General features: G+C 70.6%; 12 protein-coding genes and 1 tRNA gene. 4 read left to right on the top strand and 9 right to left on the bottom strand.

The window, feature by feature from the left end:
• Nucleotides 1-179: 179 nt before the first annotated feature.
• Entirely contained in the window at nt 180-1235 is a 1056-nt protein-coding gene (locus tag ABZ725_RS26890) for a LacI family DNA-binding transcriptional regulator (protein WP_358805129.1), read from the top strand.
• Between the two features lie 30 nt (nt 1236-1265).
• Here the strand turns inward: ABZ725_RS26890 and ABZ725_RS26885 are convergent, their stop codons facing one another.
• From ABZ725_RS26885 to ABZ725_RS26865, 5 genes are all read right to left on the bottom strand, one after another.
• Nucleotides 1266-1784, bottom strand: a complete 519-nt coding sequence (locus ABZ725_RS26885) for a GNAT family N-acetyltransferase (RefSeq protein ID WP_358805128.1) — start codon at nt 1782-1784, stop codon at nt 1266-1268.
• Between the two features lie 79 nt (nt 1785-1863).
• Nucleotides 1864-1936, bottom strand: a tRNA-His gene (locus ABZ725_RS26880).
• A gap of 105 nt (nt 1937-2041) precedes the next feature.
• Complete coding sequence (gene orn, locus ABZ725_RS26875) at nt 2042-2644, bottom strand: oligoribonuclease (protein ID WP_358805127.1); 603 nt, start codon at nt 2642-2644, stop codon at nt 2042-2044.
• Nucleotides 2645-2778: 134 nt separating this feature from the next.
• Nucleotides 2779-3987, bottom strand: coding sequence for a helix-turn-helix domain-containing protein (locus ABZ725_RS26870; RefSeq protein WP_351906695.1), 1209 nt, complete (start codon nt 3985-3987; stop codon nt 2779-2781).
• A 377-nt stretch (nt 3988-4364) separates the two neighbouring features.
• Nucleotides 4365-4694 carry a hypothetical protein gene (locus ABZ725_RS26865; RefSeq protein ID WP_358805126.1) on the bottom strand — a complete coding sequence of 110 codons (330 nt, stop codon included), beginning with the start codon at nt 4692-4694 and terminating at the stop codon, nt 4365-4367.
• A gap of 344 nt (nt 4695-5038) precedes the next feature.
• On the opposite strand from ABZ725_RS26865, the gene ABZ725_RS26860 reads away from it, so the two are divergent.
• Together ABZ725_RS26860 and ABZ725_RS26855 are read left to right on the top strand one after the other, a co-directional pair.
• Nucleotides 5039-5566, top strand: a complete 528-nt coding sequence (locus ABZ725_RS26860) for a universal stress protein (RefSeq protein WP_351906689.1) — start codon at nt 5039-5041, stop codon at nt 5564-5566.
• Between the two features lie 158 nt (nt 5567-5724).
• Nucleotides 5725-6291: a GPR1/FUN34/YaaH family transporter gene (locus ABZ725_RS26855; RefSeq protein WP_351906686.1), complete on the top strand. Its 567-nt coding sequence runs from the start codon at nt 5725-5727 to the stop codon at nt 6289-6291.
• 176 nt (nt 6292-6467) lie between these two features.
• Here the strand turns inward: ABZ725_RS26855 and glmS are convergent, their stop codons facing one another.
• Nucleotides 6468-8285: a glutamine--fructose-6-phosphate transaminase (isomerizing) gene (glmS, locus tag ABZ725_RS26850; RefSeq protein WP_358805125.1), complete on the bottom strand. Its 1818-nt coding sequence runs from the start codon at nt 8283-8285 to the stop codon at nt 6468-6470.
• A gap of 47 nt (nt 8286-8332) precedes the next feature.
• The gene (locus ABZ725_RS26845; RefSeq protein ID WP_351906680.1) at nt 8333-8590 is read right to left on the bottom strand and encodes a hypothetical protein; all 258 of its coding nucleotides are present in this window, start codon (nt 8588-8590) and stop codon (nt 8333-8335) included.
• 186 nt (nt 8591-8776) lie between these two features.
• Here ABZ725_RS26845 and ABZ725_RS26840 point away from each other — a divergent pair, with 186 nt between their 5' ends.
• Complete coding sequence (locus tag ABZ725_RS26840; protein WP_358805124.1) at nt 8777-10339, top strand: metallophosphoesterase family protein; 1563 nt, start codon at nt 8777-8779, stop codon at nt 10337-10339.
• Between the two features lie 65 nt (nt 10340-10404).
• Here the strand turns inward: ABZ725_RS26840 and ABZ725_RS26835 are convergent, their stop codons facing one another.
• Nucleotides 10405-11280, bottom strand: a complete 876-nt coding sequence (locus tag ABZ725_RS26835) for a DUF4429 domain-containing protein (RefSeq protein WP_358805123.1) — start codon at nt 11278-11280, stop codon at nt 10405-10407.
• A gap of 23 nt (nt 11281-11303) precedes the next feature.
• The gene (locus ABZ725_RS26830; RefSeq protein WP_358805122.1) at nt 11304-12881 is read right to left on the bottom strand and encodes an RICIN domain-containing protein; all 1578 of its coding nucleotides are present in this window, start codon (nt 12879-12881) and stop codon (nt 11304-11306) included.
• Nucleotides 12882-13002 lie beyond the last annotated feature (121 nt).

Below are 13002 nucleotides of genomic sequence, written 5' to 3'. Positions count from 1 at the left end.
GTTAGCTAACTCGGGGAGACAGCGCTTTCGGTGTCTTTCGGCCCGTCCGGCATCGAAGGGCGAGGCCGGTTCAGGGCCGAAGCGGGGGTCCGGGGGCGGCGGCCCCCAGGGCCGGTGACCGACCCGACGGGACTGTTACATTCCAGGCCAGCACGAAAAGCGGCGGGAAGGCGGAGCCCATGGCAAGCCACGGAACGCGGGGGCGCAGCGGTGGTAGGCCGACCCTCGAAGAGGTGGCCGCACGCGCCGGCGTCGGCCGCGGCACGGTCTCCCGGGTGATCAACGGCTCGCCGAGGGTCAGCGACGCGACCCGCGCGGCGGTGGAGGCGGCGGTCGCCGAGCTCGGCTATGTCCCGAACACCGCCGCCCGTGCCCTCGCCGCCAACCGCACGGACGCGATCGCGTTGGTCGTCCCCGAACCGGAGACACGGTTCTTCGCGGAGCCGTACTTCTCGGACATGCTGCGAGGCGTGGGCGCGGAGCTGTCCGAGACGGAGATGCAGCTGCTGCTGATCTTCGCGGGCAGCGACCGCGAACGACGTCGGCTGGCCCAGTACCTGGCGGCGCACCGGGTGGACGGAGTCCTCCTGGTCTCGGTCCACGCCGATGATCCGCTGCCGGATCTGCTGGCCCAGCTGGAGATCCCGGCGGTGATCAGCGGCCCGCGTTCCGCCGCGGAGACGCTGCCGTCCGTGGACTCCGACAACTACGGCGGCGGCCGCTCGGCGGTCGAGCACCTGCTGTCCGGGGGCCGCACCCGCATCGCCCACATCACCGGCCGCCTGGACGTCTACGGCGCGCAACGGCGCGTCGACGGCTACCGCGACGCCCTGCGCGACGCGGGCTACGCGGCGGACGAAGGCCTCATCGCGCCGGGCGACTTCACCGAGGAGGGCGGCCACCGTGCGATGCGCGAGCTGCTCGCCCGCACCCCGTCCCTCGACGCGGTCTTCGCCGGCTCCGACGTCATGGCGGCCGGCGCCCGCCAGGCCCTGCGCGAGGCGGGCCGCCGTATCCCGGAGGACGTCGCCCTGGTCGGTTACGACGACTCGGCCATCGCCCGCCATATGGACCCGCCCCTGACCAGTGTCCGCCAGCCGATCGAGGAGATGGGCCGCAGGATGCTGGACCTGCTCCTCACCGAGATCGCCGACCGCCGCCCGGCGGCCTCCCGCGGCCTGGAACGCCGCCAGGTCGTCCTGGCGACGGAACTGGTGGGACGGGCCTCTTCCTGACCCCTTCCCGGCCGCGGCCCGATCGCGACCTCAGAGCCGCCACCGCACCTCGCCGTCCTGCTGCTCGGAAGTGACCGAGAGGCCGGCGGAGCGGGCCACGGCAGCCGATGCGTGATGGTCCGGGTGGACATGGGCGACGATCGTGCGCACGCCCTGCTTCCGCAGCCATCCGACGAGTCCCGTCGCCGCCTCGGAGGCGAGGCCGCGGCCCTGCCAGGGGGCCCCGACGACCCAGGCGATCTCCGCGGCTTCGCCCCGGTCCGTGATCGTCGCCTGGACGGTGCCGGTCAGACAGTCGGCGTCGCGCAGCCGCAGAACCCAGTTGCACCAGGAGACGGCCGGGTCCGGGGAGCCGGCGACCAGGCGTTCGTAGCGGGAGTGCAGGGCCTGCGGGGTGTGGGGGGCGCCGCCGATGAAGGTGTGGAGGGCGGGGTCGGCCAGGACGGCCGCCATCTCCGGCGCGTGTTCGACGCGCAGGGGGAGGAGGTCGAGCCGGGCGGTGCCGATCGGCTCGGCGTGGACGACTTCGCCTGACCGCGTTGATCGCATTGATCGCTCCCATGAGCAGTCCCGGGAAACACATCAGCCGGTGACCGCCCTTACGGGAGGTCACCGGCTGATGACTCAGGGTGAGTGACGGGACTCGAACCCGCGGCATCCTGGACCACAACCAGGTGCTCTACCAGCTGAGCTACACCCACCACGCCCGGCAGTTGGACTTTGTGGTCTCCCTACCGGCCGAGAAAAAGTGTACAGGGTCCGAAGGGGTGCTCGCGCACGGCTTTTCCGGGACCGCCCTGACGCCCCTACGGGGCGGGCAGGACGTGCTTCGCGGCGATCGACTTCGCGGTGTCGGAGTCCGGTCCGGGCTGCGGCACGAAGACGGCCTCGCGGTAGTAGCGCAGTTCCGCGATGGACTCGCGGATGTCGGCGAGCGCGCGGTGGTTGCCGTTCTTCTCCGGGCTGTTGAAGTACGCCCGCGGGTACCAGCGCCGGGCGAGCTCCTTGATCGACGACACGTCGACGATCCGGTAGTGGAGGTAGTCCTCCAGGTCGGTCATGTCCCGTGCCAGGAACCCGCGGTCGGTGCCGACGGAGTTTCCGCACAGGGGAGCCTTGCCCGGCTCCTTCACATGCTCCCGTACATATGTCAGGACCTGCTGCTCGGCCTCGGCCAGCGTCGTACCGCCGGCCAGCTCGTCGAGCAGTCCGGACGCGGTGTGCATCTGACGCACCACCTCCGGCATCGTCTCCAGTGCCTTGGCCGGCGGGCGGATGACGATGTCCACGCCGTCACCGAGGATGTTCAGCTCGGAGTCGGTGACGAGGGCGGCTACCTCGATGAGAGCGTCGTCGGACAGCGAGAGGCCGGTCATCTCGCAGTCGATCCACACCATGCGATCGTTCATGCGACCACCCTAAAGCTGACGTCGGCTTTTGAGGTGCCCCGCGTTCGTGCGGGCCTCGTCCTCAAAGCGCCGGACGGGCTGAAATGCCTCACCTGTCCGGCGCTTTCTGAGGTCATGCCACGGTCATGCTCCGGTCACGTCCCGCTGCGCTGCCCCGGCAGGCTCGCTCGCGAGGTCGCGTACGCGTCGCGTGCGTGCTCCGACGGCAGGGACGCCACCGAGGCCGTACGCCTGAGCTGCGGGGGCACCGGCCCCGGCGCGTCAGGGTGCAGCGACGGGGGCGGTGGCGGCGGCGACGGCTCGTTGTCCGTCGAGCGTTCGCCCTGCGGTCTGCGCGCCCGGTACGCCGCCCGGTACGCCGCCGGCGACGAGCCGAGCTGACGGCGGAAGTGGCCGCGCAGGGCCACCGGCGAGCGGAAGCCGCAGCGACCCGCGACCTCGTCCACCGAGTAGTCCGACGTCTCCAGCAGTCGCTGCGCCTGCAGCACCCGCTGGGTGATCAGCCACTGCAGCGGCGCGCTGCCGGTCAGCGACCGGAAGCGGCGGTCGAAGGTGCGACGGCTCATATAGGCGCGTGCCGCCAGCGTCTCCACGTCGAACTGCTCGTGGAGGTGTTCCAGCGCCCAGGCGACGACCTCGGCCAGCGGGTCGGCGCCGATCTCCTCCGGTAAAGACCGGTCGAGATAGCGCTCCTGGCCGCCCGATCGGCGCGGTGGTACCACCAGACGCCGGGCCAGCGCGCCCGCCGCCTCGTTACCGTGATCTGTCCGCACGATGTGCAGACATAGGTCGATTCCGGCCGCGGTGCCGGCCGACGTCAGTACGTCGCCGTCGTCCACGAAGAGTTCTCGTGGATCCACGTGGACCGACGGATAGCGCTTGGCCAGCGTCGGCGCGTACATCCAGTGCGTGGTGGCCGGACGGCCGTCCAGCAGACCTGCGGCGGCCAGCACGAACGCGCCGGTGCACAGGCCCACGATGCGGGCGCCCTCTTCGTGCGCCCGGCGCAGCGCGTCGAGCGCGTCCTCCGGTGGCGGTGAGGTGATCGAACGCCAGGCCGGCACGACGACCGTGCCCGCCCGCGCGATCGCCTCCAGGCCATGTGGCGCGGTGAGTTCCAGGCCCCCTGTGGTCCGCAGCGGGCCCTCTTCGCCGCCGCACACCAGCAAGCGGTAGCGCGGCACGCCGGCGTCCTGGCGGTCAATCCCGAACACCGACAGCGGAATGGAACTCTCGAAGATGGGGCCGCCGCTGAACAGCAGCACCGCGACGATCTCCTTGCGGCGTCGCCCGGACAGTTTCCGGGCCGCGGCTTCCGGCGCGGCAGTGGAGTCGTGGCTCATCCTGCTAAGCCCCCCTCGGTGGTCGCGGCTCCTCGGTTGTGTCGCTCCTGCACGTTTCCCCTCGGTCCTGCACGAGTCCCCCGCCGTAGACAGTCAAGATCGAATCTACTGTGTCGCATGATGCCGGCGTGGCCAGTTCCCCACCCGGCAGATTGTCGACATGGCAACTTGGCGTGAAGCATTCGATCACGAAGCGTTGCACTCGTGGGCCGTGCAGGGAAGTGCGCCTCGGTGCGGTGGCCAATCCCCGTAGGGTGCGCAGGGCCCCTGAGGCCCTTTCCGTGCAGGTGGAACGGGGGGTGGGGGGTGGTTACGGCAAGGAATGCACAGTGGCGGGAAGTTGGCTGAAAACCACCGTGTCCGTGCGTGAAAACCGGTCAACCGACCGGTGAGTTTCCTCCGGAGTGCCGACCGCCCCGGTGTGATCCCGTTCCGGTGCGCTGATGGCGCCCCCGGTGGTGCGCCTGGGGCGCGTCCTCATCGGTGAGCAACCGGGCCGCGCAGCGCTCGGACCGGCGCAGCAGCAGCCGGCAGACGGCCGTGACGGCCGCGAGCCCGAGGGCGGTGCCGGCGGCGCCGGCCAGCGAGCTGCCGTACCAGAGGAGGACCACCGGAACCAGGACACAGCTGAAGGCCGCCCAGCGGATCAGATCGGTCGTCCGGTCGTCGTCGGGGCGGGACTCGGGACGGGCGCGGGACGAGGGCACGGGGCGGGCTCCTTCCTGGGGTGTGGGCGGGGCGTGGGCGGGGCGGCGGCGGGGTAGGGCTGCGGTGCACCGGGTTCAACGCGTGCTTGGACGGACGGTCACTGGTGCGGGTCGGTTCCGTGTAAGTGAATCCTGTGCAAACCGCCTGTACGGGGCAGCAACCATTGCGTTACGGGCGTCCGCTCGTGCATGCTCCCTGGAACCCTCACCGAGGGCGTGCGGGCTCTGGGCCCAGGAGGCGTGCCGCCGTACCCTTGGGGGTATGGGGTTGGGAAGATGATTCCCGGACAGCTCCGCCGCTCACCGCCGTCCACCCGTATAAGGATCGATTCGCCGAGACAGTCATGGCCGGTCACGAATTCTTCGAACCCGCGGACCGCAAGCGGCCCGTCGCCGACCCCACGGCGGCCGAGCCCCTGGCGGCGGAAGAGACACGCCCCACCTGCGACCCCGCCTTCAAGCACGGCGTCGTCGTGGGCTTCGACGGCTCCACGTCCAGCGAACGCGCCCTCGCGTACGCCATCGGCATGGCCCACCGCTCCGGCGCGGGCCTGATCATCGTCCATGTCGCCAACCGGCTGCCCACCACGGTGTGGGCCGGCTGCGAGCCGCCCGTCTTCGTCGATGTGCCGGACCACCGCACCGAGGTGCTCGGTCTGGAGCTCGCATGTGCGGAGTACCTCGCCGAGGTGCCGTGGATCCTTGTCGAGCGCGGTGGCGACATCTGCCATGAACTCGAGGAAGTGGGGCGGGAGTACGAGGCCGACGCGATCGTCGTCGGCTCGACGCACGGCATCGTGGGGCGGATCTTCGGGTCCGTCGCGGGGCGGCTCGCCAAGCGGGCGAAGCGGCCCGTCGTTGTCATTCCGTAACTCGCCGTTCTCCCAGGTGAGATGAGATCTGGGTACCTCCGGCTCCTTTTGTGCACCGTGTGCGCGCGGCATAAATCTACTGGCGCGTAGGAGTGTTTGTGCCTTTGTGAAGGGCATATACCGCTCACACAACTGCACATGCATGAAGGGAGCCCGCCGTGGACAACGACGTCTCTGCGGGAAGCAGCACCACCACGATCGCCGGCCGACTCGCCCTGGGCGTCACCCTGTTGGCGTTCGGTCTCGGGTACACCGACCTCATCGACGGCGTGACGGCTGCGGACGCCGTATCCATCGCCCATTACATCGGCGGCGTCGCGCTGTTCGTCGCCGGCCTGTTCGCCCTACGGGAGCGCGACACGGCCACCGGCACCGCCTACACCGTCCTGGGCGCGTTCTGGTTCACCTGGGCGGTCTCGGCCGGGACCCAGGTCTCCGACAACGCCGCAGGGCTCTTCCTGCTTCTGTTCGCCCTTGTGGCGCTCTCCCTGACCCTCGCGGGCGGCGACCAACTCGGCCAGGGCGCCTACGGGTTGTTCTGCGTGGCGCTCGTGCTGATGGCCGTCGCGCGGTTCGCCGACAGCGACGGGCTGACCAAGGTCGGCGGCTGGTTCGCCGTCGCGGCGGGGGCGGTCGCGTGGTACGCGGCCACGGCGGCACTGGCGCACTGGCCCACTGCGCTTCCGCGACGCGCTGCCCGCCCCGGTGTGACGGCCGCGGGCTGAACTCGGCAGCCGTGCCGGGGGGTTGGGCTTCCCCGGCGACATGGCGGCCCCCCACGTGGATGGTTGGCATCACGTGGGGGGCCGTTTCGTCCCATCGGCCTCTGCGGGCCGGTGGGGCTTCTCGCGCCCACGCGGCGGAGCCGCAAATCGATACAGCCCCGCGCCCCTTGACCGCCCTACTCGACCGTGACCGACTTGGCGAGGTTGCGGGGCTTGTCGATGTCCCGGCCGAGGGCCTTCGCCGTGTAGTAGGCGAGGAGCTGGAGGGGGATGCCCATGAGGATGGGGTCGAGTTCGTCCTCGTTCTTGGGGACGACGATCGTCTGGTCGGCCTTCTCCTGGTCCTGGTGGGCGACCGCGATGATCCGGCCGCTGCGGGCCTTGATCTCCTCCAGCGCCGCGCGGTTCTTCTCCAGCAGGTCGTCGTTCGGAACGATCGCGACCGTCGGCAGCGCGGGCTCGATGAGGGCCAGCGGGCCGTGCTTGAGCTCGGAGGCCGGGTAGGCCTCGGCGTGGATGTACGAGACCTCCTTGAGCTTCAGGGAGGCCTCACGGGCGACCGGGTAGCCCCGGACGCGGCCGATGAAGAGCATCGAGCGGGCCTCGGCGAGATCCTCGGCCAGCTTCTCGATCTCCGCCTCCTGCTCCATGATCTCGGCGATCTGCGCGGGCAGCTTGCGCAGGCCCTCGATGATCCGCTTGCCGTCGCGCACGGAGAGGTCGCGGGTGCGGCCCAGGTGCAGGGCGAGCAGCGCGAAGGCCACCGTCATGTTGGTGAAGCACTTGGTGGAGACGACGCAGACCTCGGGGCCCGCGTGCACGTACATGCCGCCGTCCGCCTCGCGGGCGATCGCCGAGCCGACCACGTTGACCACGCCCAGCACCCGCGCGCCCTTGCGCTTCAGCTCCTGGACGGCCGCGAGGACGTCGTACGTCTCACCGGACTGGGAGACGGCGATGTACAGCGTGTCGGGGTCGACGACCGCGTTGCGGTAGCGGAACTCGGACGCGGGCTCGGCGTCGGCGGGGATGCGGGCGAGCTCCTCGATCATCTGGGCGCCGATCATGCCCGCGTGGTACGAGGTGCCGCAGCCGAGGATCTTGACGCGGCGGATCTGGCGCGCCTCGCGGGCGTCCAGGTTGAGGCCGCCGAGGTGCACGGTGGAGAAGCGGTCGTCGATGCGGCCGCGCAGCACGCGGTCCACGGCGTCGGCCTGCTCGTGGATCTCCTTGTGCATGTAGGTGTCGTGGCCGCCCATGTCGTAGGAGGCGGCCTCCCACTCCACGGTGGTGGGCTCCGCGGTGGTGCGGGTGCCCTCGGTGGTGTAGGTGCGGAAGTCGTCGGCCTTGAGGGTGGCCATCTCGCCGTCGTCGAGCGTGACGATCTGGCGGGTGTGGGCGACCAGGGCGGCGATGTCCGAGGCGACGAACATCTCCTTCTCGCCGATGCCGAGGACGACCGGCGAGCCGTTGCGGGCGACGACGATGCGGTCGTTGAAGTCGGCGTGCATCACGGCGATGCCGTAAGTGCCCTCGACGACGCGCAGCGCCTCGCGGACCTTGTCCTCCAGCTTCTCCTGCTGGGAGCGGGCGATGAGGTGCACGAGGACCTCGGTGTCCGTCTCGGAGAGGAACTCGACGCCGTCGGCCTCGAGCTTCTTCCGCAGGTCGGAGGCGTTGTCGATGATGCCGTTGTGGACGACGGCGACCTTGAGGTCGGCCGACATGTGCGGGTGGGCGTTCACGTCGGAGGGCGCGCCGTGGGTGGCCCAGCGGGTGTGGGCGATGCCGGTGGTGCCCTTGAAGCGCGCCGGGACCTTGGCCTCCAGGTCACGGACCCGGCCCTTGGCCTTGACCATCTTCAGGCCGGCCGTCTTCGGGGAGGTGACGACGATGCCCGCCGAGTCGTACCCGCGGTACTCGAGCCGCTGGAGCCCCTCCAGCAGCAGCGGGGCCACGTCACGCTTCCCGATGTATCCGACGATTCCGCACATATATAGGTATCCCCAAGCTTTCAGGTCAGCCGTAGACCGGCCGTGGATCAGCCGTAGACCATGCGGCGCAGTTGCCTGAGCGTGAGCTCCGGCGGTGCGACCGCCCGGTATTTCAGATCCGCCTCGATCCGTTCGAAGATCTCCGCGTTCACCAGGCCCTGGGCCTGGAGCTCGCGGTGGCGGCGACGGACGTAGTCCTCGGTCGTCTCGTCGAAGTAGGCGAGCACGTCCTGGATCACCCGCAGCGCCTCGCCCCGCTGGAGGGGCGTGGACCGCGTCAGATGATCAACAAGTTCGTCGTGCACCCGGTAGATCCTGAGGGACGCGAGCGGGTTTCGCAAGAAACCTGCCCGATTTCGGGCAGACGCCTGTTAAGAAGCCTTGGGTGAACCTTGAATGTGTTATGAGAGCCTGTTCGTGAACCGTCCATTTGGCGTCTGGCGGTCCGTCTCCCGGGGCGACGAGTTTCAGACGTCATGGACACTCCTCGCATGGGCGTACCCGAGCAGCTCGCCGAGCGCATGAGCATGGCGGAGCAGCACGAGTATCTGCGCGCAAGATTCTCCCGCCGCACGATGATCCGCGGCGGTGCGGTCACGCTCGGCGCCGTCACCGGCGGCGCCTTCGTGGCCGGCAGCACGGCCCAGGCCGCCGTTCCGGCCCAGCCCCAGACGCAGACCGAGTACGTCAACGGCTCGCTCGTCGCCCCCTTCGGTCGTCACCTCGCCTTCGGCAACGACCCCAGCACCGAGATCAGCATCTCCTGGCAGGTCCCGCTCCCGGTGAAGAAGCCCTTCGTCCGGATCGGTACCCACGCCTCGCACCTCTCCGTCAAGATCGAGGCCGAGGTGCGCTCGCTGTTCACCCCGACCGGGGTCGGCGCGAGCGGCAACCACACCCAGTACTACGTGCACGCCAAGCTCACCCACCTCAAGCCCGGCAAGACGTACTACTACGGCGTCGGCCACGACGGCTTCGACCCGGCCGCGCCGCAGTACGCGGGCACCATCGGCACCTTCACCACCGCCCCCGCGCACAAGGAGCCGTTCACCTTCACCGCCTTCGGCGACGAGGGCGTCGGCTACCACGGCCTGGCCAACAACAGCCTCCTCCTCGGCCAGAACCCGGCCTTCCACCTGCACGCCGGCGACATCGCGTACGCCGATCCGGCCGGCGCGGGCAAGACCGCCGACACCGGCTTCGACTCGCGGGTGTGGGACCAGTTCCTCGCCCAGACCGAGTCCGTCGCCAAGTCCGTCCCGTGGATGCCGGCCTACGGCAACCACGACATGGAGGCCTGGTACTCGCCCAACGGCTACGGCGGCGAGGAAGCCCGCTGGAACCTCCCGGACAACGGCCCCGACAAGAAGAACCTGCCGGGCGTCTACTCCTTCGTCTACGGCAACACGGCGGTCATCTCGCTGGACGCCAACGACATCTCCTTCGAGATCCCGGCCAACCTCGGCATCTCCGGCGGCACCCAGACCAAGTGGCTGGAAGGCCAACTGAAGAAGTTCCGGGCGTCCAAGGACGTCGACTTCATCGTGATCTTCTTCCACCACTGCGCCTACTGCACCTCCACCGCGCACGCCTCGGAGGGGGGCGTGCGCCAGGAGTGGGTGCCGCTGTTCGAGAAGTACACGGTGGACCTGGTCATCAACGGCCACAACCACCAGTACGAGCGGACGGATGTCATCAAGGCGGGCGCGGTCGTCAAGAAGCTCCCGATCGGCGGGACTTCGTACCCCGAGACCGAGGGCGTCGTCTATGTGACGGCGGGCGCGGCCGGCCGCAGCCTGTACGCGTTCACCGCTCCGCTGTCCTACGAGGGCCACGAGAACGAGGTCGACTCGGTCGCCTCCTTCATCAACACCAAGGACGGCAAGGTCAACGAGACCGTCACCTGGTCGCGCGTGCGCTACCTCGACTACTCGTTCCTGCGCGTCGACGTCACCCCGGCGTCGAAGGGCCGCACGGCCACGCTGACGGTGCGCGGCATCGCCGAGACCGGCGAGCAGGTCGACCACTTCACGGTGGCCCGCAAGGCGAAGTAGCTCCCGGATGCGCCCGGAAGGCGGGGCGCACGATTCCTGACACCCGCAGGCGGTCCTCGGGCGCCCTACAGGCGCTTGAGGACCGCCTGTTTGGCCATGGCGAACTCGTCGTCCGTCAGGATCCCGTCCCGGTGCAGCTCGCCCAGTTCCCGCAGCCGGCGCAGCAGGGCGTCGTGGTCGTCCCCGGAGCCGCCGGGTGAGGCGGGGGAGGGCTCCAGGGGCACGGCGTCGTCGGGGGCGGCGGCCGGATGCGGCAGCCGGGCCTGTACCGCCGCCGCGACCAGCGCCATCAGCGGATCCTTCTTGAAGCCCCACAGCTCGACGGCGTTGGGGTCGTACTTCGGCGGGGCCTTGGTGGGCGCATTGCGCACGGTGAACCGCAGATGGCCGTTCTCCAGGCCGACCGCCGGCTGCCATTCGACGCCCGTGATGTCCGAGAGCCCGATCGTGCGGGCCCCGGCGGCGGACTTGGCGTCCTCCGTCTTCCAGTTCCACTCCAGCCGGACCCGGTCGCCGTCGAAGCTCGCCGTGCCGTCCCCCGCGGCGGCCGTGACCGGCACGGACGGACCCGGCAGCAGATACGCGCCCACCGGTCCGGCCGGCGCCTGCTCCAGGGTCAGCGCGTGGCGCACCTCGTCGACGACGTACTCGGCGACCCCGTACCGGTCGGACTCCACGGTCAGCTGATACGGGTCGTGCGGCTCGGTCAGCCGGCCGCCGGTGGCCAGCAGCAGCGGATCGGAGCCGTCCCGCAGCCGCAGCCTGAGCCGCCCGGCCTTCTTGCCCTGTTCGAACGAGATCCCCGCCAACGCCCCCAGCGGGACCGTCAGTTCACCCAGCTCCCGGCGCAGCGGCGAGACGCCCTTGTCCCGGCCCGGCGTCAGCCGCAGCGCGTCACCGTCGAAGACCCAGGTGCCGTCCTTCTGGATGATTTCCGCCATGGGGGAATTCTGGCACCGGGCGGTCACCAACCCAGCGCGTTCGCCGCCCCGTCGTCGAGCGCGAAGCGAACCGCCTTGCCGTAGGCGCCTGTCGCCAGCATCGCGGGCCTGCCGGAGCGTGCCCCGAGGGCGATCTCGGGGTTGTCCTGGCAGATCAGGACGAACGAGTCACCGGCCGCGGACATCGGCAGGAACGCCTGGTCCTCGGGGAAGGGCGCGTCGGCGCCCTGCTCGTACGCGCACGGCCGCTGCTGCATCGCGTCGCCCTCGACCCGGTCGCCCGCGATGTCCAGGCAGAGCTTCGACGCGACGTTCACCAGGGCGACCGCTCCCTTCTCCAGGCGGACCACCCGCCACCGCTGCGTCGCGCCGCTGCCGCTGCCGCTGCTGCCATCGCGGTCGCAGGCGGCCAGGACGGGATCGGGCGGGCGGGCGGCGCCGGGGCTCGGGGAGGCGCTGTCGGCGGGGCCGGTGACGCAGCGTCCGGTGGACACGCTCTCCAGCGTGATCGTGCCCGTGGAGGCGCCGGCCGTGGGAGACGCCGACGCGGACCCCTGCGCGGAGGCCGAGGCGGAACCCTCCGGAGAGGGCGAGGCGGGCCCCTCCGGAGCGAGTGAGGCGGAGGCGCTCACTCCGGCTTCGGGACGTCCGGTCTCCTCGGCCCCCTCGGCGGAGTCGGAGCCGGACAGCAGTCTCAGCACCGCCGTGGTCAGCACGGCCGTGACGACCACCGTGACCGCCACCAGGTACACCGGCCGTCTGCGCCGCCGGCTCTCGGGCCTGCGACGGACGTCCCTGGCCGGCTCGGGAGGCGCGGCGGGCTCGGCGGCAGGCGCCTGGTCCGTCGGACGGGCCTCGCGGTACGCGGGCCCACCCCACACCAGCACCTGGTCGACGAGCAGCCGCCGCACCTCCTGCGCGTCGCCCGACGCGAGCGTACGCAGCAGCCGCAGGTCATGGGCGCAGAAGCGGCAGGCGTCCAGGTGCTGCGCGAGTTCCGCGGGCGCCTCACGATGTGTGCCGCGGGCGATGACGCCGAGCATGCCGCCGTAGTGGACGCAACCGGGGTCGGCGGTGCGGTCGGCGCGCAGACGCAGGAAGGTGTCGACCAGGCGGCTGCGGGCCGACTGCGCCAGGGACTCGGCGAACTCCTCGGACGTGTTCAGGATCCTGGCCGCCGACGCGCTCTCCCCGGTCTCGGCCAGACACAGCCACAGCGCGGCCCGCGACTGGTCGGCCAGCTGCTCGAAGGCGGCCAGGAACACCGAGCTGTGCTCCGCGCGGCGCAGGGTGTCGGTGGGGCCGAAGGCCTCGGCGGCCCGCTGCGACCAGGCACGGAACTCCGGGTGCAGCAGTTCGGACCGCCCGTCGCGCAGCCAGTTGTCGGCGGTGCGCCGTACGTCGGCGAGGAGCGCCGTCCGTAAATCGGGCCCCTGTAACTGCGAGCCGCGCGCGAGGACGTGACCGGCCAGGTCGGTGGCGTCGCGCGGCTCCGGACAGAAGGCCTCGGCGTACGCGCGGACGGCAGGGGCGTGTTCCGGGAGGTTCCCGGAGGCGGACTTCGGGTCGTGCGGGGCTTGCTGTGCGAGGTGCTCGTACATGAATCGACTCCCCACGGAGCGGGCACGGCAAGACACGGACCGTAGCGCCACTCTCTGTGATGGGGCTGTACGTTCATATGCCCGTGCTGTCCGCACGCAGAACCGTCCGGAGACGCGACGG

Origin of the sequence: Streptomyces sp. NPDC006872, assembly GCF_040635845.1 — a bacterium.
Classification (GTDB): Bacteria; Actinomycetota; Actinomycetes; order Streptomycetales; family Streptomycetaceae; genus Streptomyces.
This window is presented reverse-complemented; position numbering and strand designations above follow the sequence as displayed.